Below are 24,571 nucleotides of genomic sequence, written 5' to 3'. Positions count from 1 at the left end.
TGCTGAGAACTGCTTCTCGAGAGACTCTAGGGAGATTCTCAGCGGCTCCGGTCCTCGCTTCACCGCCGACGGTGGACGGCGAGGGCCGGGCTCGCGGCAGTGCTACCGCCGGCGACCCGCCACCCGGACCTTGCGCCCGGCGAGCAGCACCACGTCCCCGGCGAACAATTGGCGTCCGCGGCGTAGCTCTACCTCGTCATTTACCCGCACCAGTCCCTCGGCGATGACCGTCTTCGCTTCCGCTCCGGAATCGATGAGGTTCGCCAGTTTCAAGAATTGGCCGAGTCGAATGACATCGTCTTCGATCGGCACTTCGACTGGATCCGACATGAGGTACATCCTCACCCGCGGCCTCCGGGACCGCCAAACGCCGCCCTCGTTACCCGACGGCACACGATGACAACAAGACACGAACCGGGTTCCGAGTGCACATGGGCGACGCCAACATACACACTGGTGCGGTGACTTCGACGCAGGACCGGCAACACCAGGACATCGCATACAGACCGGAGACGCGGTCGCCTGAGGTGCCGCACCGCGGACACGGCCGTCTCCGTGAGGTTCCACATGTCGCTGGGACGATTCTGGGCGTCTACGCCCTCCTTTGCGCACTGTGGAGCATTTCGCCCGGTCTGCGCTTCCTGACCCAGTCGCTACGGCACTATCTCGACACCTATTACTTCGATTCGCCCGACACCTCACTGGTGTGGGCGCTGGTAGTGGGTCTGCTGGCCGGCGCCACCGCGAGCCGCAAGCGCATCGCCTGGTGGCTGCTGTGCGGCTATATGGCGGTGTTCTCGATCGCCAATGCCCTGGACTTCGCCTCCGAGGGCGATCTCAACGCGCTCGTCGCGCTGGTCGTGCACCTGTCGGTGATCGCGGTGCTGATCGCGGCCTGGTCCGAGTTCTACACGCGGGTGCGCAGCGGTGCGATCGTGCGCGCGGTCGGGGTGCTGGCCGGTGGGCTGGCGCTCGGCTGCGTGGCCGGCTGGGGTCTGGTGCAGCTGTTCCCCGGCAGCCTGCCCGCCGACGAGCAGCGCCCGCTGTGGGCGGTCTCCCGGGTGACCGGCGCCATCCTGGTCAGCAATGACGACTTCGACGGGCATCCGCCGCATCTGGTGAACCTGCTGCTCGGCCTGTTCGGCGCGGTCGCGCTGCTGGCGGCGGTGGCGGTGCTGTTCCGTTCGCAGCGCGCCTCCAACGCCCTCACCGGACTCGACGAATCCGCGCTGCGCGGACTGCTCGAACGCTCCGACGTCGAGGATTCGCTCGGCTACTTCGCCACCCGCCGCGACAAGGCCGTGGTGTTCGCACCCAACGGGCAGGCCGCCCTGACCTATCGCGTCGAATTGGGCGTCTGCCTGGCCTCCGGTGATCCCATCGGCCAGAAGGAATCGTGGCCGCACGCCATCGACGCCTGGTTGCGGCTGGCCGACCAGTACGGCTGGGCCCCGGCCGTCATGGGCGCGAGCGAACTAGGCGCCACCGCCTACCGGCGCGCCGGACTGTCGGCCCTGCGGCTCGGTGACGAAGCCATTCTGGAGACCCGCACCTTCTCGCTCGCCGGACCGGAGATGAAGCAGGTCCGGCAGGCCGTGAACCGGCTCGCCAAACAGGGCATCACCGTGCGCGTGCGCCGGCACAAGGAGCTCGAGCCGGAGGAGATGCGCGAGGTGCTGCGCCGCGCCGACGCCTGGCGCGACACCGAGACCGAACGCGGCTTCTCCATGGCGCTGGACCGTCTCGGCGATCCGCTCGACGGCGACTGCCTGCTGGTCGAGGCCGTCGATGCCGACGACCGCGTGCTCGGCCTGCTGTCGCTGGTGCCGTGGGGTCGCACCGGCGTCTCCCTGGATGTCATGCGCCGTGATCGCCAAAGCCCCAACGGCGTCATGGAATTGATGATCTCCAAGCTGGCGCTCGGCTCCGAGCAGTACGGCATCACCCGAATCTCGTTGAACTTCGCGGTTTTCCGTGCGGTCTTCGAGGAGGGCGGCCGCATCGGCGCCGGACCCGTACTGCGGCTGTGGCGCGGTGTGCTCATGTTCTTCTCGCGCTGGTATCAGCTGGAAGCGCTCTACCGCTCCAATGTGAAATACCAGCCGGATTGGGTGCCGCGCTTCTCGCTCTTCGAGGAGCGCCGGCATCTGCCGCGCGTTGCCATCGCCAGTGCGCTCGCCGAAGGCTTCCTGCCGCGCATCGGCAAGGAGCCGGACGTGTCCGCGCACACCGGTCTGCGGTCCTCGGTGCCGCCGACCATGACCGGCCTGCACGCCGACGGCAGCCTGCCCGACCTCCCGCCGGAGGATCTGGAGGAGTCCGGACCGCGCCGCCCCGAACAGGTGCGGGTGCGCATGGACAAGCTCAAGAAGCTCGAGGATTCCGGCGTCGACGCCTATCCGGTCGCCTATCCGCCCACCCACACGGTGACCGCCGCGCGCAATTCCCCGATGGGCACCACGGTGCGAGTCTGCGGGCGGCTCTTGCGGATTCGCGATTACGGCGGTGTCACCTTCGCCCTGCTGCGCGACTGGTCCGGGGAGATCCAGCTGGTCATCGACCGCGGCCGGGTCGGCGCGGATCGCAGCGCCGACTTCGACCAGTTCTTCGATCTCGGCGATCTCATCGAGATGAGCGGGCAGATCGGGCGCAGCCGCAGCGGCGAGCTATCCCTGCTCGCCGCGGACTGGCGGATGCTCGGCAAATGCCTGCACCCGCTGCCCGACAAGTGGAAGGGCCTCGCCGATCCGGAGGCCCGGGTCCGGCAGCGCTACGTCGATATGGCCATCAATACCGATATCCGCGAGGTGATGGCCAAGCGCAGCGCCGTGGTGCGCTCACTGCGCGACACCCTGCACGGGTGGGGCTTCATGGAGGTGGAGACCCCGGTCCTGCAGCAGGTGCACGGCGGCGCCAATGCCACCCCGTTCACCACCCACATCAATGCCTACGACCTCGACCTGTACCTGCGCATCGCCCCCGAGCTGTACCTCAAGAAACTGTGCGTGGGCGGTATGGAGAAGGTGTTCGAACTCGGCCGCGTCTTCCGCAACGAGGGCGTGGACTACAGCCACAATCCCGAGTTCACCATCCTGGAAGCCTATGAGGCGCACAGTGATTACGAACGCATGATGCACGCCTGCCGCCAGCTCATCCAGGAGGCGGCAATCGCGGCCAACGGCAAGATGGTGGCCCTGCGACCGGGCGAGGACGGCGCGCTCACCGAGGTCGACATCTCCGGCGACTGGCCGGTGAAGACGGTGCACGGCGCGGTCTCGGACAAGCTCGGCGAGACCATCACCCCGGACACCGACGAGGACCGGCTGCGGGTGCTCTGCGACAAGGCCGGGGTGCCCTGGCAATTGGGCTGGGACGCCGGGCAACTCGTGCTCGAGATGTACGAGCACCTGGTCGAGTCGGAGACCCAGGAGCCGACCTTCTATATCGACTTCCCCACCTCTGTCTCCCCGCTGACCCGGGCGCACCGTCATATCGCGGGTGTCACCGAACGCTGGGATCTGGTGGCCTGGGGCGTCGAATTGGGTACGGCCTACAGCGAATTGACCGATCCGGTGGAGCAGCGCAAACGCCTCACCGAACAGTCCATGCTGGCCGCGGGCGGCGATCCGGAGGCCATGGAACTCGACGAGGACTTCCTGCAGGCCCTCGAGCACGCCATGCCGCCGACCGGTGGTCTCGGCGTGGGCGTGGACCGGGTGATCATGCTCCTCACCGGGCGCAGCATTCGCGAGACGCTGCCGTTCCCGCTGGTGAAACCCCGGACCGGATAGGACGAAACCCCGTATCCGACAGCCTGAACCACCGGCGCCGCCGACCTCCCGCCCCGGGAGCCGGCGGCGCCGGTGTGTTCGGACCCACCCCGGAGCGATGCGAGGCGGTGCGGCAGAGTGGAGGAGGTGCAGTTGATCCTCGTCCGCCACGCCCAGCCCGCCCGCGTCCAGGGAGTCTCGGGTCCAGCCGACCCCGATCTCACCGAGGTCGGCATCGAGCAGGCGGCCCGGGTTCCGGCCGCGCTGGCGCAGCACCGGATCGCCCGGGTGGTCAGCAGTCCGCAGCTGCGCGCCCGGGAAACCGCCCGGCCCACCGCCGATAAGCTCGGCCTGGATATCGCGGTCCTGGACGGCCTCGCCGAGTACGACCGTGATCTCCCCGCGTATATCCCGATCGAGGACGCCCAGCGCGATTTCAAGGACGTCTACGACCGCATCAAGGCCGGTTACCTGCCCGGCCAGATCGACGGTCCCGCCTTCACCGCGCGGGTCCTCGACAGTGTCGCGAGCATTGCGGCCACCGCCGACCCGGCCGACACCGTGGTCGTCTTCGCCCACGGCGGCGTGATAAACGTGCTGCTCCAGGACGTTTTGGGGCTCGAGCGCCCGCTGACCTTCCCGATCGACTACTGCTCGATCACGCGGATCCTGTACTCCCGCACCGGCCGCCGCACGGCCGCCACGGTGAACGAGAACGCACACGTCTGGGATCTGCTGCCGCGCAATCGCGCCGGCCGGGACTGAACGGTCGCACAGACGACTCCCAGAGTCGTCGCATCGGGCTCCCAGAGCCGGGGACTTGTATGGGGAACACGGGTCGCGGACAGCGGCTCGGTTTCTGCGAAAGGATTTCCGATGCCTTCTTCCATGAGCTCGACCGCCCCCCGCAAGCGTCGCCTGGGAATGCGCCTCGCCGCCGCCGGCGCCCTGGCCGTCGTGCCGCTCGCGCTCTTCGCTCTCCCCGCCACCGCCTCCGCGGCGACCCCGGACTCCTCGCCCGTCGTCGCCCAGCAGGTCGATCAGGACTGGCAGGGCCACGGTGGCGATCGCGACCACCGTCACGACCACGATCACGATGGCAACTGGCAGGGCGGGAACCCGGGTAACTGGCAGGGTGGCGGCGACCAGAACCAGCCGCCGGTCTGGACCCCGCCGAGCACCGGTTCCTTCGGCTAACCCGCCCGGCGGGTATGCGTGAGCTCAGTGTCGGGGCCTGAATTGCGCAGTGGTACAACCTGTTCAGCACTACAACCTGTGCAGCGGCGAAAGGCCGCCCCCGTTCCGGGAGCGGCCTTTCCATCCTGCTGAGAGCAGCGGTTACGCGGCGTTGGCAATCCAGTTGTGCATCCAGGTGATGGCGGTCTGACCGCCGCCGACCTGGTACGAGCCGTAACTGGTGTGCTCGCCGGTCTTGAAGAACTGCTCGAACTGCGCGGCCCGCTCTTCGTTCGCACCCATGCTGAGCTGTGACTGCAGTACAGGGATGCCGCCCTGTGCCATCAGATCGTTGATGATCGAGCCGATCTCGAGCTGGTAGCGCCAGATGTTCGCGGGATTCGGATCAGAGGTCTGCGCCAGGAATCCGGCGAAGCGGCTGATGAAGTCCGTTGGCTCGGTGGCGCAGTACAGATCGCCGACCGCGCACACGGTACGCACCCGATCCGAGACGAATCCGAAGCCGCCCACCCGGGCGCCGCCCGCACCGGCGCCGGGCGCGATCGGGCCGACCTGGGCATCGGTCGCGGAACGACGCGGATCGGAGATCAGTGCGACGGCCGCGATGCGGTCCGGCGGCACCACGCCGAGGCCGGAGCCGATCTCGGCGGCCAGATCACCCGCGGCGTCGGCGCCCTGGCTGTAGCCGGCGATGGAGATCTTGGTCCCCGGGCAGCGCTGGCCCATGGCCTGGACCAGGCCGCGGGCGTTGTCGGTCGCTTCCTTCTTGGAGGCGCCGTACACATCGCCTTCCCAGGGGAACGCGGTGGCGGCATAGGTCACATAGTCGACCTCGCCGGGTAGCCCGTTGGTAACCCCGGCCAGCATGCCGGGCTGGGGAGTCTTGTCGTGGCCGGTTTCCCAGGTACCCGGAATGGCTACCGTGTACATGACCGGGCATCCCGGATCAGCCGTAACAGGACCGCTGCCGAGCACGATTCCCGACATAAGCACACTCGCAGCTGCGCCCGCAGCCGCGACAATTCTCTTCAACCGCATACTGCTCCAGTTCACGCCTGCCCGAGACGGCCGTCCCGATTCCCGTTCATGGTGTCTGCGCTGGATGACGATCGAGTGCACTGGGGGTTAACCGAAGTAACCGCCCCGTATGAGATGTGCAAAACAGACCGCTCGACAGAGATCAGCGACACAACGCCGTCAACAATAAAGGGACGATTCCGGAAGCGCTACGCGGCGATCACATCTTGTCCGATTTCAGTTTCCGCGCGCGGATTCCCGGTGGGCTGCTAGCGTCTCCTGGTCAAATGACCAGAACATATTTCACATTGCGCCGCCGGGTACTGATCACCCTCGCCACCTTGGCAATACCGCTCGCCGGCAGCACCCCCGCCGTCCACGCCACCCCGCTCACCGATACCACCGCGGACCAGGTACAACGACCCCTGCACGCGGTCATGGGACAGGGCGCCCGCATTGCCGATGACACCGGCCGCACCGTGCTGCTGCGCGGCGTCAATGTCAACAGCGCCGGGCAGTACTACCAGGAATGGCCCGACCTGCCCGCCACCACCACACTGACCGAAGACGACTTCATCCGCATCGCGGCGCTCGGGTCGAATGTGGTGCGTCTCATAATCAGCTGGTCCGCACTCGAACCCACCCGCGGCCATATCGATCAGAACTATCTCGATCGCATCGCCCAGGCCGTCTCCTGGGCGCGGGCGCACGACATCTACGTCCTGCTCGATATGCACCAGGACGCGTGGGGTGTCGCGGTGAATACTCCCGACGGCGTCTACTGCCCGCCCTTCACCCAGCCCGGCGTCGGCTGGGACGGCGCTCCCGCGTGGGCGACCGCCCTGGTCGGCACGAGCGCCACCTGCCGGGTGAGCAAACGCGAACTCTCCGTGGCGGTTCAGGCCTCGTTCGCGAACTTCTACCTCGACGTCAACGGCGTGCAGACCGAACTGGTGAACACCTGGGCGGCGGTGGCGGCGCGCTTCGCGAACGATCCGGCCATCGCCGGCTACGACCTGCTCAATGAACCGAATCCGGGCCTGATTCCGGGTCTCGACGACTACGTGCTGCTCGGCAATTTCTATCGCCGGGCCATGGCCGCCATCCGTTCCGGCGAGCAGTCCGCGCCGGGCGGGTTCCGGCACATCGCCTTCTTCGAACCGTCGGTCATCACCGGTTCGCTGCCTGTTCCCGGGCCGCTGCCGCTGTTCACCAGCGCTTCGGGATCGGCGTCGGGGTCTGCCTCCGGATCGGCGTCGGGATCGGCCTCCGGGTCCGCCTCGGGCTCTGCCTCCGGATCGGCGAGCGATGACGATATGGTCTACGCCCCGCACCAGTACAACGAATCCATCAGCCCGCTACCCGGCTCTCTCGCTTCAGGTTTCGCCGATACCGCCACCGCGGCAGGCGGCTACGGCACCACCTTCTTCAATGGCGAGTGGGGATTCTGGGACTCCGATCCCGCCGTCATCGCCGACAAGACCCGCCGCTACGCCGCGCTCGAGGACAGCCACCTGGTCGGCGGCACCTACTGGCAGTGGCGTCAGGCCTGCGGCGATCCGCACAATATCCAGACCCGCGGCACCCGTCCCACCTGCACGGCACCGGACACCGGCCTGGATCACGACCCCGCCACCGCCGCCGTCATCGCCCGTTCCTACCCCCGTGCCGCACCGGGGCAACTGACCGCCCTGACCTCCGACATCCCCTCCGGCGCAATGACTCTCACCGGCACCGCGGACCGCACCGGCGAATCGGCCGACCTCTGGGTCCCCGAACGCTGCGCCAACCCGGCCCTCACCGGCGCCAACATCACCCAAACCGCCCGCCGGCAGGTCACCGGCGGCTGGCGAATCACCGCCGCCACCAACACCACCGGCGCCTACCGCCTCGCCATCGCCTGCGGCTGAACAGCTTCCGTCATCCCGGCACGACCTCCCGTCGAGCACGAACAGCGAAGCGCCCGTGGACCTACGGTCCACGGGCGCTTTCAGTCTCGGCTCAGCGGGTCAGCGCTGCGCCACATCCGTCGGGCGGATGGGGGACGGCAGTGCGGTGTCGCCCTCGAGGAACTTGTCCACCGCGGACGCGCAGGAGCGGCCCTCGGCGATGGCCCACACGATGAGCGACTGGCCGCGGCCCATATCGCCGGCGGCGAAGACGCCGGGGACGGTGGTGGCCCAGCCGTTGTCGCGCTTGACGTTTCCGCGCTGGTCGTAACCGACGCCCAGGCCCTCGAGCAGGCCGTTCTTCTGCGGTCCGACAAAGCCCATGGCCAGCAGCACCAGATCGGCCTCGAGGGTGAAGTCGGTGCCCTCGACCTTCTCGAAGCGGCCGTTCACCATGGAGACCTCGTGCGCCTGCAGGCCGGTCAGCTTGCCGTCGACACCGACAAAACGCTCGGTATTGACGGAGAACACGCGCTCGCCGCCCTCCTCGTGCGCCGAGGCCACCCGGTACATGAGCGGGTAGGTCGGCCACGGGGTGGAGCCGGCGCGCTCCTCCGGCGGACGGGGCATGATCTCGAACTGGTGCACCGATTCGGCGCCCTGACGGTGCGAGGTGCCCAGGCAGTCCGCACCGGTGTCACCGCCACCGATGATGATGACCTTCTTGCCGCGGGCATTGATGCGCGGCAGGCCTTCCGCATCGGCGACCGGATCGCCCAGCTGGACGCGGTTGGCCAGCGGCAGGAACTCCATCGCCTGATGGATGCCGTCCAGATCGCGACCCGGAACCGGCAGATCGCGGGCGATGGTGGCGCCACCGGCCAGCACGACAGCGTCATAACGCTCACGCAGCTGGTCGGCGGTGATGTCGACGCCCACGTTCACACCGGTCTTGAAGATGGTGCCTTCGGCTTCCATCTGCGCGAGCCGGCGATCGATGAAGCGCTTCTCCATCTTGAATTCCGGGATGCCGTAGCGCAGCAGGCCGCCGATGCGGTCGTCGCGCTCGAACACGGTCACGGTGTGGCCGGCCCGGGTCAGCTGCTGGGCGGCGGCCAGACCGGCGGGACCGGAACCGACGACGGCGATCTTCTTGCCGGTCAGGCGGGTCGGGTACACCGGGGTGACCCAGCCCTCGTCGAAACCGTTCTCGATGATCTCGACCTCGACCTGCTTGATCGTCACCGGATCCTGGTTGATGCCCAGGACGCAGGACGACTCGCACGGTGCGGGGCACAGGCGGCCGGTGAACTCCGGGAAGTTGTTCGTGGCGTGCAGCCGCTCGAACGATTCCTTCCAGGCGCCCTTGTAGACCAGGTCGTTCCATTCGGGAATCAGGTTCCCGAGCGGACAACCGTTGTGGCAGAAGGGGATACCGCAATCCATACAGCGGCTGGCCTGCTTCTGGAGGGTCTCGTGGGAGAACTTCTCCTCGTAGACCTCTTTCCAGTCCAGCAGGCGCAGCTCGACCGGACGGCGCTTCGGCAGTTCCCGACTCGTGTGCTTCAGGAATCCCTGTGCGTCACCCATTTACGACTCCGATTTTCGCGCCGAGGCCGGCGCATCCAACAACTCCAGCGTGGATCGTGTCAGCCACGAGCGGCCTCCATGATCGCCGCGCTGACGTCCCGGCCGTCTTTTTCAGCTTCCGAGATGGCCAGCAGGACCTTCTTGTAATCGCGCGGCATCACCTTCACGAAGTGATTCACCTGCTGCGACCAGTCGATCAGGATGCGTTCCGCGACAGCCGAACCGGTCTCGTCGCGGTGCTGGGCGATGATGTCGCGCAGCGCCGCGGACTCGTCCGCCGTGAGTCCTTCCAGATCCACCATTTCGGTGTTCAGGTGCTTCTCGAAGGTGTTGTTCGGGTTGTAGATGTACGCGGTGCCGCCCGACATACCGGCGCCGAAGTTGCGGCCGGTCTCGCCGAGGATGACCACGCGGCCACCGGTCATGTACTCGCAGCCGTGATCGCCCACGCCCTCGACCACCGCGGTGGCGCCCGAGTTGCGCACGGCGAACCGCTCGCCCACGACACCGCGGATGAAAGCCTGGCCGCTGGTGGCGCCGAACAGGATCACGTTGCCCGCGATGATGTTCCGCTCCGCCACGAACTCGGCGGGCACGTCCAGGGACGGCCGCACGGTGAGGCGGCCACCCGAAAGACCCTTGCCGACATAGTCGTTGGCGTCGCCGACGACCCGCAGCGTGATGCCGGCGGGCACGAACGCACCGAACGAGTTACCGGCGGAACCGGTGAACGTGATGTCGATGGTGTTGTCGGGCAGGCCGACTCCGCCGTAGAGCTTGGTCACCTCGTGGCCGAGCATGGTGCCGACGGTCCGGTTCACATTGGTGATCTTGGTGTCGAACTTGACCGGCTTACCGCGCTCCAGCGCATCCGCGGCCTGCGCGATGAGCTGGTTGTCCAGCGCCTTGTCCAGACCGTGGTCCTGGCCCTTGGTATTGCGGCGGTCCTGCTGCATGAACGCCGTCTCGACATCGTCGAGGATGGACGACAGATCCAGCTTGGCGGCCTTCCAGTGCTCCTTGGCCGCGGTGGTGTCGAGCAGATCGACGCGGCCGATGGCCTCGTCCAGCGTCCGCAGACCCAGCGAGGCGAGCAGCTCGCGCACCTCTTCGGCGATGTAGTTCATGAAGTTCTCGACGAACTCCGGCTTACCGGTGAAACGCTCGCGCAGCACCGGGTTCTGGGTGGCGACGCCGACCGGGCAGGTGTCGAGGTGGCAGACGCGCATCATGATGCAGCCCGAGACCACCAGCGGAGCGGTCGCGAAACCGAACTCCTCCGCACCGAGCAGTGCGGCGATCATGACGTCGCGGCCGGTCTTCATCTGACCGTCCACCTGCACCACGATGCGGTCGCGCAGACCGTTGAGCAGCAGCGTCTGCTGGGTCTCGGCCAGGCCGAGCTCCCAGGGACCACCGGCATGCTTCAGCGAGGTCAGCGGGGACGCACCGGTGCCGCCGTCGTGGCCCGAGATGAGCACCACATCGGCATGCGCCTTGGACACACCCGCGGCGACGGTGCCGACGCCGGGCTCCGCGACAAGTTTCACGTGAATCCGCGCCTGCGGGTTCGCGTTCTTCAGGTCGTGGATCAGCTGCGCCAGATCCTCGATCGAGTAGATGTCGTGGTGCGGCGGCGGGGAGATCAGGCCCACGCCGGGCGTGGAGTGCCGGACCTCGGCGACCCACGGGTACACCTTGTGCGCGGGCAGCTGGCCGCCCTCGCCGGGCTTCGCGCCCTGCGCCATCTTGATCTGGATATCGGTGCAGTTGGTCAGGTAGTGCGCGGTCACACCGAAGCGACCCGATGCCACCTGCTTGATCGCGGACCGGCGCCAGTCGCCGTTCTCCTCCGGCTCGAAGCGGGCCGGATGTTCGCCGCCCTCACCGGAATTGGAGCGACCGCCGAGGCGGTTCATGGCGACCGCGAGGGTCTCGTGCGCCTCCGAGGAGATCGAGCCGTAGCTCATCGCGCCGGTGGAGAAGCGCTTCACGATCGCGGATACCGGCTCGACCTCGTCGATCGGGATCGGGTTGCGCGACTTGGACTTGAACTTGAACAGGCCGCGCAACGAGGCCAAGCGCTCCGACTGATCGTCGACGAGCTTGGTGTACTCCTTGAAGACCTTGTACTGGCCCGAGCGGGTCGCGTGCTGCAGCTTGAACACCGTGTCCGGGTTGAACAGGTGGTACTCGCCCTCGCGCCGCCACTGGTATTCGCCGCCGACCTCGAGCTCGCGGTGCGCGCGCTCATTGCGGTTCTCCAGGAACGCGATTCGGTGCCGCGCCGCGACCTCGGCGGCGATGCCGTCCAGGCCGATGCCGTCCAGCGGCGAGCGCAGACCGGTGAAGTACTCGTCCACCAGCTCCTGCGACAGGCCGACGACCTGGAACAGCTGCGCGCCCCGGTAGGAGGCGATGGTGGAGATGCCCATCTTGGACATCACCTTCAGCACACCCTTGCCGGCGGCCTTGTTGTAGTTGGCGACGGCCTTCTTGAAGTCGGCGCCGTGATCGCCGGTGCTGCCCGGCATGAGCAGCTGACCGCGCTCGAGCATGTCCTCGATGGACTCGAAGGCCATGTACGGGTTGATCGCCGCCGCGCCGAAGCCGACCAGCAGGGCCATGTGGTGCACCTCGCGGGCGTCACCGGCCTCCACGACCAGGCCAACCTGGGTGCGGGTGCGCTCCTGCACCAGGTGGTGGTGCACGGCCGCGGTGAGCAGCAGCGACGGGATCGGCGCCAGCTTCTCGTTGGACTCGCGGTCGGACAGGATGATGATGCGCGCGCCGCCGTCGATGGCCGCGGACACCTGCATCTGCACTGCCGCAATGGCATTGCGCAGACCCTGACCGCCCTCGGCGACCGGGTACAGGCCGTGCACCACGACCGAACGCAGGTCGGGACGCGAGCCGTCGTCATTGATGTGCACGAGCTTGGACAGCTCGTCATTGTCCAGAATCGGCTGGGTCAGCGTGATCTGACGACAGGACTGCTGCCCGGGATTGAGCAGATCGTCCTCGGGCCCGATCATGCTGCGCAGCGAGGTGACGACCTCTTCACGCAGGGCGTCCAGCGGCGGGTTGGTGACCTGCGCGAACAGCTGCGAGAAGTAGTCGAACAGCACCCGCGGACGCGAGGACAGCACGGCGATCGGGGTGTCGGTGCCCATCGAGCCGAGCGCCTCGCCACCGGTCTGCGCCATCGGCGAGATCAGCAGGTTCAGTTCCTCGGTGGAGTATCCGAAGATCTGCTGGCGGATCAGCACGCGGTCGTGCGACATGTGCTCGTGCGGGCGATCCTGCAGGTCCGACAGCTTGGTCGGGCCGTTGTCCAGCCACTCCTGGTAGGGCGCCTCGGCGGCGAGCGTCGACTTGACCTCGTCATCGCTGATGATGCGACCCTGCTCGGTGTCCACCAGGAACATGCGGCCGGGCTGCAGGCGGGTCTTCTGGACCACGCGCGCCGGATCGATATCGAGCACGCCGACCTCGGAGGCCATCACGACCAGACCGTCGTCGGTGACCCAGATACGGCCGGGGCGCAGACCGTTTCGGTCCAGCACCGCGCCGACGACCTTGCCGTCGGTGAAGCACACCGAGGCCGGGCCGTCCCACGGCTCCATGAGGAACGAGTGGTAGCGGTAGAAGGCGCGCTGGGCAGGGTCCATGGACTCGTGCCGTTCCCACGCCTCGGGGATCATCATGAGCATGGCGTGCGGCAGGCTGCGGCCGCCCAGGTGCAGCAGTTCCAGCACCTCGTCGAAACGCGCGGTGTCGGACGCGCCGGGGGTGCAGACCGGGAAGATCTTCTCCAGGCGGTTGTTGCCCTCGCTGTCGGTGCCGAAGGAGTTCGACTTCAGCAGCGCCTCGCGGGCCCGCATCCAGTTCTCGTTACCGGAGACGGTATTGATCTCGCCGTTGTGGGCGACGCGCCGGAAGGGGTGCGCCAGCGGCCACGACGGGAAGGTGTTGGTGGAGAAGCGGGAGTGCACGATGCCGAGTGCGGACTCGACCCGGTCGTCCTGCAGATCCAGGTAGAACGCCCGCAGCTGCGGGGTGGTGAACATGCCCTTGTAGACGAAGGTCTGACCGGACAGGCTCGGGAAGTACACCGATTCCTTGCCGGTCGCGCCCTCGCCGGCGCCCGCGCTGCCGAGCTCGTGCTCGATGCGCTTGCGGACGACATAGGCGCGCCGCTCCAGGTCCATGCCCTCGAGCTGCTCGCTGCTGCCCTTGGGCGAGGCGATGAAGATCTGCCGGAAGGTAGGCATCGCGTCGCGTGAGAGAGCGCCCAGCGACGATTCGTCGATGGGAACCTCGCGCCACCCGAGGACCTCGAGCCCTTCTTCGCGCACGATCTTCTCGACGCGGTATCCGGCACGGGCAGCCTCGCGGCGGGCCTGCGGCAGGAAGGCGATACCGGTGGCGTAGGCGCCCTCGGCGGGAAGCTCGAAGTCGACCACAGCGCGGAAGAACTTGTCCGGAAGCTGGATCAGGATGCCCGCGCCGTCACCCGAATTGGGTTCGGCGCCGGCTGCACCTCGGTGCTCCAGGTTCAGCAGGGCGGTAATAGCCTTGTCGACGATGTCGCGGCTACGACGGCCGTGCATATCGACGACGAATGCGACGCCGCAGGCGTCGTGTTCATTCGCCGGGTCATAGAGCCCGCGGGGTCCGTATCCATAGCTGGCACCGCCAGTAGGGGACCTGTGGCCGGGAAGTTGCGTCATGCCTCTGCCTTCACAAAAAACAGGCCTTCGAAGAATTGCGGCCTTCGTCGAACGCCTCCGGTCGGACTGCGCCCGGACGTTTCGGAGACCAGCGGCGCTGATGGTCGTCCCGTGCAGTCAACTCTCCAGTTGTTCACCCGCTCCGAGTTCGTAGTGGGTGCTCGGCGGTAACCGAACGCTTACGTGTTAGCTACCTGCCGCGCCAATCTCGCCCACTACGCTGAGCACCGATCGGGTCTCTGGCTGTGTAGGGCGATATGCCGAACTTGTCGCATCCGGCGTAAGAGCAAACGATAAGTCAGGACTCGGGTCCAACCAACTTAGGTTGGACTAATACCAGCTTCTAGCTGGGCTTCTTCATCGATCCTCCACTACCTGCGCGTTGTCCAGTGTAAAGCAGGCATGCGCAGGTGTTTCAGTTGACTTGCCCACTGATCTCCGCGCGCGCGAGGGAAAGGGACATCCGCCCCGGCGCAGCTCCGGAACGGCCTCCCACCTGCAATGAAAGAGGTTTCCCCGCAGGGGCATCCGGCAAACCGGACGTGGGGCGGCTAACTTCCCGGCGGTGTGCGGTGAAAGTCGCGGCACTCCGGGCGACAAGCCATTGCAACGTTCCGACCGTACGGAATCTTTACAAACTGTGGGATTCAGCACTCAGTCAGCTAACTGTGAATATGCGATAAGTCACTAATCGAGGCACTATCTCGGCAGGTACCTGCGTGATCAAGACCACGTCGCACGCTGGAAACGCGCCGATGTGAGCCTGACCACATCCCCGCCGCCCCACTCGGTGGAATCGCCGCCCTCCTGTCACGCTGAGATAACACTGTGTCGAGGATGTGAGCTCTCATGACCGTTCTGCTCACTTGGCTCGGTGGCGCGCACGCGGGGGTCACCGAACGCCACGAGCGCACCGCCTATGCGGTGACCGGAGCCGTGGTGGCGCTGTTCGCCGTCACCTCGGCCGTCGTGATCGCGCTGGCCACCGGCGCCGCGCACTGGCCGCTGTTCGCGATCGTCGTCATCGCCCTGATCGCAACCCTGTTGGTGGGAGCGATCTCTCGCGCGCTGGCCACCGCGGCCACTCCGGGAAGAACCGAAACCCCGCGGGTACGAGCCGAATTCGCCGCGCGCATCGGTGTCGCCGCCGTGGTCGGCATCTTCGTCGCCGAATTGGCCTGCACCGTACTGTTCGGCGGCACGGTGAACCGGCTGCTCGACGAAACCGCCCGGCGCGGAGTGGAATCCGCGCCCGCCGTGGTCACCGCCCGCACCGATCTCGACCAGGCGCGCACCGACCGTGCCACCCTCGATCAGCAGATAGCCAAGGCGCAGCACGATTACGACGTCGCCCTGGTGACCGCGCGCTGTGAATACCGTCCGACACCGGACTGCCCGCAGACCCGGATCACCGGTGACCCGGGGCGCGGCCCCGAGGAGCGCACCGCCAATCAGGTGGCCGACGACGCACACGCCCAGCTCACCGCGGCCCAGGCCAGGATCGGCGGGCTGGACGCGGCGATCACCGATAAGGACAAGGCGCTCGGCGCCGCTCGCACCGCCGCCTATACCGACGGCGATCGCGGGCTCGGGGCCCGGTGGGTCGCCATGAACGACTACACCACCGGCCATGCCGGGCCGCTGGCATTGCGCCTGGCCACCGCGCTGCTGCTGGTGGTGCTGGCGCTGCTGCCACTGCTGTTGCGCTGGTGGCGCGGGGAGACCGCGTTCGATCGGGAGCTCGCCACCCGCACCGCCACCGATAGGGTGGAGCAGGCCGCCGCCACCGCCATCGCGGTCAAACAGGCCGAGACCAGGGTCGAGGCCGAAGCGCTGCGGGCCGAACAGCAGCTCACCGCGGCCAAATTGGCGCTGCACGCCGATACCGCCATCGACCGGGAGCGCCAGCGCAAGCGCATCATCGCCTCCATCGGCGGCTTCGAGATCGGCATCACCGAACCGGCGCAACAGCGCGCCATCGACGAATTCGACCGTGCCGCACAGCATGAACTGCCGGCCGGTCACCGAAAGGACGGCTCCGTGTCCCAGGACGGGATCGTGACACCGAACCTGCCCGCCCACCTCGCACCGGGAACGCCGGCGCCGGTGGGCGCCGCGGGTGCGCTCGCACCGGTCGCCCCGGCCCCGCAGCCCGCGCCCGTGAACAAGGGTGGCGGACTGGAACTTCCGATCATCGGCACGGTGCCGTTCACCGATACCGCGGCCCGCTGGATCCGGCCGCTGGTGCCGTCGTTCGTGGCCAATGCCCTCGATACCGCCACGCATCCGCTGCGCACCGTGCGGCAGGCGTTCGAAGAGGCCGAGGAGATCACCTTCACGCTGCGGCGCACCCGCAAGGTGACCTCGAACTTCGAGGATTCCGCGCAACAGCAGCAGATGTACGCCCAGCCGCAGTACGGCTACCAGCTGCCGCCGGGCGCGCAGCCGCAGTACGCCCAGCATGTCGCCTCGAATGTGGTGGATCAGCCGTACCAGCAGCCGTATGCGCAGTACCCGAATTACGGTGCGCTGCCGCCGGGTCAGGTCGTCGATCCGAGCTATCAGCTGCCCGCTACCCAGCAGCAGCACGTCCTCCCCGGCCACCGCGCCCCGGAGCTCGAATACCGCGGCCCGCGCGAACTTCCGCCGGGCGCCGACAAGAAATAGGACTCCTTCGGCATCGTCGCCGAGACAGCTGTGGCCCGGCATGTTTCACGTTGAACACGGAAACATCCGGGCCACAGCCATATTCGCCGGGCCGCCAGCCTCACCGTCGACCCTGCGCCCCCGTTATCCCGGCATGGTTCTGGCCGGGATCCACTGAGATCGGCTGAGGACCCCGGGGCGTGGATCCCGGCCAAAAGCGCGCCGGGATGACGGGGTTACTGCGCCGGGCGCTTCTTGCTCGTCGCGGCGCGGTAGGTGACTACCGCGGTCACCAGCAGGATCAGGGTGGTGCCGGTGGCGGCCAGGTGGATGCCGTCGACGAAGGCGGTGTGCGCCGAGTTCAGCAGTGACGTGGCCTCCGCCGCCGGCAGGCCGCGCGCGGTTTCGACCGCGCCGCCCAGGGATTCGCGCGCCGCGCCGGTGTGCGCGGCCGGGACCGTGGATTCATCCAGCCCGTGCCGGAAGGCCGCCATGACACCGCTGCCGAGCACCGCCACACCCAGGGCCACACCGGTTTCCAGTGCGGTCTCCGAGATGGCGGCCGCATTGCCGGCGCGTTCGACGGGTGCGGTGCTGACGATCATGTCGGACGAGAGGGTCAGCGCCACACCGACTCCCAGGCCGATCAGCAGGAAGCCCACCATGAACGGCAGCACCGAGGCCGAGGGATCGGCGCGTAGCAACCAGAAGAGCGAGGCGCCCACGGCGGCGGTGACCAGCGAACCGGCCAGCACACTCACCGGACGCCAGCGCTGCACCAGCCAGGCCGCGCCGAGCGAACCGGCCATGCTGCCGACGGTGCCGGGGATCAGCAGCAGACCCGCCTGCAAGGGCGCGCGGCCAAGGACCAGCTGCAGATACTGCGATCCGAAGAACAGCACACCGGCCAGCGCGAAGATCGACAGCAGATTGGCCAGCACCGCCGCCCGGAACGGCGGAATGCGGAACAGCGTCAGATCGATCAGCGGCGCTGCCAGCGAGCCCTGCCTGCGCACGAACAGCACGCCCGCCAGCACACCGATGCCCGCCGCGACGAGCTGATTCAGGCTCGGCCCGTGTGCCGCGAATTCCTTGACCGCGTACACGATCGGGATCAGCGCCAGCATGGACAGCGCGGCACTCGCCAGGTCGAAACGGCCCGGATTCGGGTCCCGCGACTCCGGCACCAGGAACGGTCCGAGCACCAGCAGCAGGGCCATGACCGGCAGGTTCACCAGGAAGACCGAACCCCACCAGAAGTGCTCGAGCAGCCAGCCGCCCAGCAGCGGGCCCATGGCCGCACCCGAGCCCGCCATGGCGCCCCAGACCGAGATGGCAATGGTGCGCTGCCGGGCATCGGTGAACATGGACCGGATCAGGCCGAGCGTCGACGGCATCAGCGTCGCACCGGCCAGACCCTGCAGAACCCGTGCGGCAATGAGCATTTCGGGGTTCACCGCGAAGGCCGCGACCGCGGACGCGAGCCCGAAGGCGGCCGCGCCGATGAGCAGCAGTCGCCGCCGCCCGATGCGGTCACCGAGGGTACCCATGGTGATCAGCAGACCGGCGAGCACAAACGAGTAGACGTCGATGATCCACAGCAGCTGTGGAGTAGTGGGTGCGAGATCGCTGCTGATGGCGGGGACCGCGAGATCGAGCACCGTCGCGTCCACCGAGACCAGTAGCAGGGCCAGCGCCAGCACGCCGAGACCGGCCCAGTCACGCAGGGTCGCGCGACCGGCCGAGTCCGGGGCGGGTGTGCCGGACGTGGGCGGGTTATTGCCGGGGGCCGCCGCGGATCCGGGTCCGGACCGGGCGGGGAGGTGGCTGGGCATGGGATCTTTCTCTTCCAGAGGGAAACCGTCTGGACGGTACAGTAACAGACTTACCGTCCAGACGGTACAGTTAATGGCTGTGACAACCTCTCGGACGACCGCACGCGATCCGGTCGGCACCCGCAATCGGATTCTCGACGCCCTCGAATCTCTCCTGCTCGACAAAGGCATGTCCCAGGTGACGCTGGAAAGCGTCGCCGCGGCCGCCGGCGTCTCCAAGGGCGGACTGCTCTACCACTTCAAGAGCAAGGACGCGCTGCTCGCCGGACTGGTGCGCCGGCTCGGCGAACGCGCCGATCAGCAATTGCGCCATGCCGTGGACGAGGGCCATTCCGTCGCCGAGTGGTATCTGCAGACCCCGCAGCCCGACAATGACGCCGATGCACTGGACCTTGCGCTGCACCGGTCCATCCTGGCCACCATGCGCACGGTCGACGGCGCACACGGCCGCGCCGACGACGCGAACAGCACCACCGGCGCCGCGGACGACGCTCCCGCGGAGGAGACCGATCGCGCGCTCGCGGAAATGATGGGCGGCTGGAAGGGCGCACTGGACAACGAGATCCACGATCCGGTGCACGCCGAGATCGTCCGGCTCGTCGGCGACGGCGTCTACCTGCGCGCACTGCTCGGTATGCGGCCCGTGGACCCGGAGTTGTACCGGCAGCTGGTCGCCCGCCTGCTCGCGAAAACATAGAGCGACCGGACGAGGCCGTCCCTATAGACTCGGCCCCGTGTTGCCAGCCGCCACCGATCCTGTCGGTCCGCCGGCCGGCTCGGTGGGGGAACCGCACACCGAACCGGCGGCGGTCCCGATTCGCCCCATGCAGTTCCGGGAACTCCTGGATCTGCCCTTCGCACTGATCCAGACGCGCATCAAAACCCTTGCCGTACTGCTCGGCACGGCGGTGGCCGTAGCCGCCGTCGTCACCCTCGCCGTGACGGTGCTGGTCTCCGTAGCCACCGATGATTCGGACGGCGGAACCTTCTGGGGCGCACTGCTGACCGGACTGGTGGCGGCCTGGGCGCTGCGCATGTTCGTACGCGGTGTCACCGTGCCGATCGGGCTCGCGGTGGTGCACCGGCAGCCGCTGTCCTGGCGGGGTGCGCTGCATCAGCTGGCCTCCGAAGCCGGGCCGCTGCTCGGCTATCAGGTGATGTACACGCTCATCGGCATCGGTGTGCTGGCGCTGGGCGCTCCCCTGCTCATCACCCTCCCGTTCGCCGTGATCTGGCTGCTGTGGTTGCGCGCACGCCGATTCACCACGGTCCCGGCCATTTTCGATGAATCGGCCACCTTCCGGATCGCGACGCTGCGCACCAAACTGCTGATGTCCGGTTCGGACTGGCAGATCGTCGGGCTGCTCATATCGCTGCGCGGGCTGCTGCTGGTGCTGGTGGTGCCGCTGCTGGCACTGCCGCAGTTCATCTCCGGCTTCTCCGGCACACACCGCTGGACGGTGACCGTGCTGATCGTGACCGTCGCGCTGATCATGGTGGCCTTCGGGGAAATGGTGGAGTCGGCGGCCCAGGTCGTCACCTATGTGGATCGGCGCTGCCGCCGTGAAGCCTGGGACATCCGCGTTCCCGGGGCGGTCCGGCCGTGACCGATCCGCGCACCGACGAATACCGCCCGGCCCCACCGGAACCCGCGCTCGGACCCGCGGCCGCACACCTGGCCGCCGCGGAGGAAGCGGCCCGCCGGGCCGATTTCGGCACCGCGCTGCGGGAGCGGTACCGCGCCGTCACCCGCGGGCTGGAGCAGCGCGGCATCCTCGAGGTGCAGCGCGCCCGCACCGCCCGCGAAACCGCACAGGCCGCCACCGCCGTACTGCCCGGCGAGGCCATCGAACTCCCCTCGGCCGCACACAGTTTCGACGAGGTCGTATACGGCGGCCGCCCGGCGGCCGAGGCCGAATACCGGCGACTGGAACAGGCCGACCGCTACTCCGTGGCCCCGCCGCCCAAGCTGGCGCCCGCCGAGATCGCCGAGCAGCGCCGGACCCGCAAACCGAAGACGGCCCGGCGGAGGAAGAGCCGCGAACCGCTGGAACTGCCCGCGCTTCTGCGGGATTGGCGATTCTGGGCGGTGCTGGCCGGAATACTGGCCGTGCTCTTCCTCATCTATCTGGTCACCCACCTGAGCATGCCGCCGTCGACACCGCACGACACGCAGCCGCCGACCACCGCACCCCCGCCGACCACCGCTCCGCATCACCCGCCCAAGGTGAAGCCGCCGGACTTCGGCAGCGGCGACGATTCCATCTTCCAGCGCCTGCCCGACTGGGCGGCCTTCGGCGGACTGCAATTCCTGATCGCCTGGATCACCGTGCTCTGGTGGCGGGGCCGGCGGCGCGGCACCGTGGTGCGCGAACCCCGGCCGGTGGAGGCGCCCGCCAATGAACTGCTCGCGGGACAGGCCGGGCTGTACCGCAAATCCCGCGACCACGATCATGTGGCGGCCGGATTGCGCGCGGCCACCCTGCGGCGGTTGCGGCCCGCGCTCGGCGTCACCGCTGCCACCCCGCCCGAACTGGTGACCGCGGGCCTGTCCGCGCGCACCGGCTCCGACCCGGCGCTGCTGCGCGCCGCACTGTACGACCCGGTCCCGGACCGGGCCACGCTGGAAGTCGTGGCCGCACAACTCGAATGGATCGAAGCGGAGGTCTTGTGACCGGATCAGAGCCCACGGCGGTTGTCGTGGACACCAACCACGCGGTGACCGCCGAACAGGCCCAGCAGGCGCTGCTGGCCCTGCGCGCCGAGATCGGCAAGGCCGTGGTCGGCAACGACCAGGCGGTCATGTACCTGGTCCTGGCGCTGCTGTGCCACGGTCACGTCCTGCTGGAAGGTGTTCCGGGCGTGGCCAAGACGCTGCTGGTGCGGGCGCTGGCCACCGCGCTGGACCTGGAGCACGCCCGCATCCAGTTCACCCCGGACCTGATGCCAGGTGATGTCACCGGTTCGCAGATCTACGATCCGCACTCGGCGGAGTTCACCTTCCGGCGCGGACCGGTCTTCACCAATCTGCTGCTCGCCGACGAAATCAACCGCACCCCACCGAAAACCCAGTCCGCGCTGCTGGAATCCATGGAGGAGCGGCAGGTTTCGGTGGACGGCGTGCCGCGGCCGCTGCCCGATCCGTTCGTGGTGGTCGCCACCCAGAACCCCATCGAGCAGGAGGGCACCTATCCGCTGCCGGAGGCGCAGCTGGACCGGTTCCTGTTCAAGGTCGACATCCGATTGCCCGGGCGCGACGACGAATTCCGCATTCTGCAGCGGCACGCCGCCGGTTTCGATCCGCGTGATCTGGCCGCCGCCGGGCTGCGCCCGGTCGCCGGTCCGGCGCATATCGCCGCCGCCCGCCGGGCCGTCGCCCAGGTGACGCTCAGCCCCGAGGTGCTGGCCTACACGGTGGATCTGTGCCGGGCGACCCGCACCTCCCCCGCCGTCGCGCACGGTGCGTCCACCCGCGGCGCGACCGCGCTCATGGCCGCCGCCCGGGCCTTCGCCTGGTTGAACGGCCGCGGCTATGTCACCCCCGATGACGTGAAAGCCGTGGCGACAGCGGTGCTCCGGCACCGGCTGCAGCTGCGGCCCGAGCACGAGATCGAGGGCGTGACCGCCGAAGGGGTGATGGCGTCCCTGCTGATGTCCGTCCCCGTGCCGGTGTAGCCGGTGGTCGTCACCGGCCGGCTGGCCGTCGCGGCGGGCGTCGCCGCACTCTTCGTCACCTTCGTACTGCCGTCCTGGGCGGGCGTACTGCTGGCGACCGCACTGCTCGGGGCGCTGGTGCTGGCGGATCTGCTGCTGCTGGGTTCGCCGGGGGCGCTGCAGCTTTCGCGGGCCGCGCTCACCACCGTCCGCACCGGGCGCGGTATCGAGGTGGAGTTGATCGCCCTGAATACCGGTGATCGCACCCTGCGCGGCACGCTCTGGGACGACTGGCCCGCCAGTGCTCAGCCCCGCAATCACGCGCACCCGCTGAATCTGCCGTCCAACACCAGGATTCGGCTGCACACCGAGCTGACCCCCGAATATCGGGGCGACCGGGTCGCCGGTCCGGTCACCGTGCGCCTGCTCGGCCCGCTCGGCCTGGCCGGACGGCAGCTGCGCCGGGACGTCCCGGCCCGGCTGCGCGCCCTGCCGCCGTTCCGCAGCGAGAAGCTGCTCGTCTCCAAAGTCGCACAGCTGCAACATCTCGAGGGGCGCAACACCACGAATCGGCGCGGCCAGGGCACCGAATTCGATTCCTTCCGCGAGTACGTGGCCGGTGACGATGTCCGCACCATCGACTGGCGGGCCACCGCCCGGGCCGATGACGTACTGGTGCGCACCTGGCGGCCGGAGCGCAATCGGCACGTGGTCATGCTGCTCGACACCGGACGCGTGAGCGCGGGCCGCGTCGGCGACGGCACCCGCCTGGACGCCACCATCGAGGCCGCGCTACTGCTCGGCGGTCTCGCGGCCGCGGGCGGCGATTCGGTGGACCTGCTCGCCTACGACCGCACCCTGCGCGCCGAGGTGCGCGGCATCGGCGGAAAACGCCTGCAGCTCAAGCTCATGCACGCTCTCGCCGGAATCACACCGCAACTGGTCGACACCGACTACCAGGGCCTGCTCCGCACCACCCTGCAGCGCGCCCGCCGCCGCAGCCTGGTGGTGTGGTTCACGCACCTGGACGCGGCCACCGTCCAGGAGGGCCTGCTCCCCGTCCTCCCCGTCCTGTCCCGGCGCCACCGCGTACTCATCGTCTCCGTCACCGATCCGGACGTCGCCGCCGCGGCAGCCCACCGCTCCACCCTCGACGACCTCTACACCGCGGCCGCCGCCGAGAACATCCTCACCGAACACGCGATAGCCCGGGAAACCTTGCGCCGCATCGGCGTCCGCGTCATCACCGAATCCCCGGACCGGCTGCCCAGCGCCCTCGCGGATGAATATCTGGAGCTCAAGCAAACCGGGTCGATGTAAAGCCGCCCGTCTCTGTCGAACCGACCCTCGTCTTCCCGGTGCGCTTTTGGCATGCCGGGATGACGGGGGGGACCCGGGGGACGGGCGGTCTTCAGGCGACGGCGCGTGCGTATGCCGGGCGGGCGGGCGGGGGTGGGAACGCGCGGCGCTGGCGTTCGGACAGGACGGCGCCCAGGATCATCAGGGGCGGATAGCCGTTGGGGGGCGGGGTGTGCAGGCGGGCGCAGACCGTGAGGACCAGGGTGCGGCCCAGCTGGTCCTGGACGACGGGGGTCAGGGTGCCGAAGCGGATCAGGTAGCGGCGCACGGCGAGCGCCAATTCGTCGGAGAGGCCGGAGAGTTCGAGTTGCCGCGCCCAGCCCTGCAACCACGGCGGCGGGACGACCAGCGCCGCGAACGGCAGGCGGCTGCGATCGTGCACCACCACCGTTCCGGCGAGGGCATCACCGATGCGGCGGGCATTCGGTGAGCACAGCGACACCACCACGGCGATGAGACCGGTGCCCAGCATCCAGAAGTCCACGATGCCGGACAGACCGCGGGTGACCGCGTGCCGGAAGTCGATCGGCCCGCCGTCGCCGCGCACCACCCGCAGGCCCAGCGCCATCTTGCCGAGCGACCTTCCGCGCGTGAGAGTTTCGCCCAGCACCGGATAGCCGATCAGCACCGCGACCACGGTCACCACCATGGCGGTATCGCGCCAGGCCGAATCCGCGCCCCACCGGGACAGCAGCACCTGACTGCCGGGCACCAGCACCAGCCCGAGGATCAGCTGAACGCACAGGTCGAGCAGGAACGCCGCGGCCCGCGTGGGGATGCGCGCGATCGGCAGTTCGACGGCGACTGCTTCGCCGGTGGTGAAAAGGGCCATGTCACTCCTGGTGGGGGCGACTAGCATTCTTCCGAGCGAAGGCACAGGA

16 protein-coding genes are annotated in these 24,571 nt (G+C 68.3%); 10 read left to right on the top strand and 6 right to left on the bottom strand.

Annotated features, from left to right (window positions below; genetic code table 11):
* Positions 1–102: 102 nt before the first annotated feature.
* Entirely contained in the window at positions 103–330 is a 228-nt protein-coding gene (locus ABZX86_RS19895; RefSeq protein ID WP_327142998.1) for an RNA-binding S4 domain-containing protein, read from the bottom strand.
* A gap of 164 nt (positions 331–494) precedes the next feature.
* On the opposite strand from ABZX86_RS19895, the gene lysX reads away from it, so the two are divergent.
* The 3 genes from lysX (at position 495) to ABZX86_RS19880 (ending at position 4,967) form a co-directional block, all read left to right on the top strand.
* Positions 495–3,791 carry a bifunctional lysylphosphatidylglycerol synthetase/lysine--tRNA ligase LysX gene (lysX, locus tag ABZX86_RS19890; protein ID WP_355125857.1) on the top strand — a complete coding sequence of 1,099 codons (3,297 nt, stop codon included), beginning with the start codon at positions 495–497 and terminating at the stop codon, positions 3,789–3,791.
* Between the two features lie 126 nt (positions 3,792–3,917).
* Positions 3,918–4,535 (top strand): histidine phosphatase family protein, encoded by a 618-nt coding sequence (locus tag ABZX86_RS19885; protein ID WP_355125401.1) that lies wholly within the window; start codon positions 3,918–3,920, stop codon positions 4,533–4,535.
* Between the two features lie 111 nt (positions 4,536–4,646).
* Entirely contained in the window at positions 4,647–4,967 is a 321-nt protein-coding gene (locus ABZX86_RS19880) for a hypothetical protein (RefSeq protein ID WP_355125399.1), read from the top strand.
* A gap of 141 nt (positions 4,968–5,108) precedes the next feature.
* Here ABZX86_RS19880 and ABZX86_RS19875 read toward each other — a convergent pair whose 3' ends face one another.
* Positions 5,109–6,005, bottom strand: coding sequence for a cutinase family protein (locus tag ABZX86_RS19875; protein ID WP_327142995.1), 897 nt, complete (start codon positions 6,003–6,005; stop codon positions 5,109–5,111).
* Between the two features lie 266 nt (positions 6,006–6,271).
* Here ABZX86_RS19875 and ABZX86_RS19870 point away from each other — a divergent pair, with 266 nt between their 5' ends.
* The gene (locus ABZX86_RS19870; RefSeq protein WP_355125396.1) at positions 6,272–7,894 is read left to right on the top strand and encodes a cellulase family glycosylhydrolase; all 1,623 of its coding nucleotides are present in this window, start codon (positions 6,272–6,274) and stop codon (positions 7,892–7,894) included.
* Positions 7,895–7,993: 99 nt separating this feature from the next.
* On the opposite strand, the gene ABZX86_RS19865 is transcribed toward ABZX86_RS19870, so the two are convergent.
* Together ABZX86_RS19865 and gltB are read right to left on the bottom strand one after the other, a co-directional pair.
* Positions 7,994–9,463, bottom strand: a complete 1,470-nt coding sequence (locus ABZX86_RS19865) for a glutamate synthase subunit beta (RefSeq protein WP_355125394.1) — start codon at positions 9,461–9,463, stop codon at positions 7,994–7,996.
* Between the two features lie 59 nt (positions 9,464–9,522).
* A complete protein-coding gene (gene gltB / locus ABZX86_RS19860) occupies positions 9,523–14,196 on the bottom strand; it encodes a glutamate synthase large subunit (protein WP_355125392.1) in 4,674 nt (1,557 codons plus the stop codon).
* A gap of 849 nt (positions 14,197–15,045) precedes the next feature.
* On the opposite strand from gltB, the gene ABZX86_RS19855 reads away from it, so the two are divergent.
* Positions 15,046–16,863, top strand: a complete 1,818-nt coding sequence (locus ABZX86_RS19855; protein WP_355125390.1) for a DUF4407 domain-containing protein — start codon at positions 15,046–15,048, stop codon at positions 16,861–16,863.
* A gap of 215 nt (positions 16,864–17,078) precedes the next feature.
* Here the strand turns inward: ABZX86_RS19855 and ABZX86_RS19850 are convergent, their stop codons facing one another.
* Complete coding sequence (locus ABZX86_RS19850) at positions 17,079–18,677, bottom strand: MFS transporter (RefSeq protein ID WP_355125389.1); 1,599 nt, start codon at positions 18,675–18,677, stop codon at positions 17,079–17,081.
* A 79-nt stretch (positions 18,678–18,756) separates the two neighbouring features.
* Here ABZX86_RS19850 and ABZX86_RS19845 point away from each other — a divergent pair, with 79 nt between their 5' ends.
* The 5 genes from ABZX86_RS19845 to ABZX86_RS19825 are packed head-to-tail and all read left to right on the top strand — an operon-like array spanning position 18,757 to position 23,651.
* The gene (locus ABZX86_RS19845; RefSeq protein ID WP_355125387.1) at positions 18,757–19,374 is read left to right on the top strand and encodes a TetR/AcrR family transcriptional regulator; all 618 of its coding nucleotides are present in this window, start codon (positions 18,757–18,759) and stop codon (positions 19,372–19,374) included.
* A gap of 37 nt (positions 19,375–19,411) precedes the next feature.
* A complete protein-coding gene (locus ABZX86_RS19840) occupies positions 19,412–20,284 on the top strand; it encodes a hypothetical protein (protein WP_355125385.1) in 873 nt (290 codons plus the stop codon).
* A complete protein-coding gene (locus ABZX86_RS19835; RefSeq protein ID WP_355125383.1) occupies positions 20,281–21,351 on the top strand; it encodes a DUF4129 domain-containing protein in 1,071 nt (356 codons plus the stop codon). The genes ABZX86_RS19840 and ABZX86_RS19835 overlap by 4 nt, the downstream gene beginning before the upstream one ends.
* Positions 21,348–22,352 carry a MoxR family ATPase gene (locus ABZX86_RS19830; RefSeq protein WP_355125382.1) on the top strand — a complete coding sequence of 335 codons (1,005 nt, stop codon included), beginning with the start codon at positions 21,348–21,350 and terminating at the stop codon, positions 22,350–22,352. The genes ABZX86_RS19835 and ABZX86_RS19830 overlap by 4 nt, the downstream gene beginning before the upstream one ends.
* A gap of 3 nt (positions 22,353–22,355) precedes the next feature.
* The gene (locus tag ABZX86_RS19825; protein ID WP_355125380.1) at positions 22,356–23,651 is read left to right on the top strand and encodes a DUF58 domain-containing protein; all 1,296 of its coding nucleotides are present in this window, start codon (positions 22,356–22,358) and stop codon (positions 23,649–23,651) included.
* Positions 23,652–23,742: 91 nt separating this feature from the next.
* Here the strand turns inward: ABZX86_RS19825 and ABZX86_RS19820 are convergent, their stop codons facing one another.
* Positions 23,743–24,522, bottom strand: a complete 780-nt coding sequence (locus ABZX86_RS19820) for an RDD family protein (RefSeq protein ID WP_355125378.1) — start codon at positions 24,520–24,522, stop codon at positions 23,743–23,745.
* Positions 24,523–24,571: the final 49 nt, after the last annotated feature.

Source organism: Nocardia sp. NPDC006630, assembly GCF_040611495.1.
Classification (GTDB): domain Bacteria; phylum Actinomycetota; class Actinomycetes; order Mycobacteriales; family Mycobacteriaceae; genus Nocardia.
The sequence above is the reverse complement of the archived record's forward strand: the minus strand, read 5'-3'. Positions and strand labels throughout refer to the sequence as shown.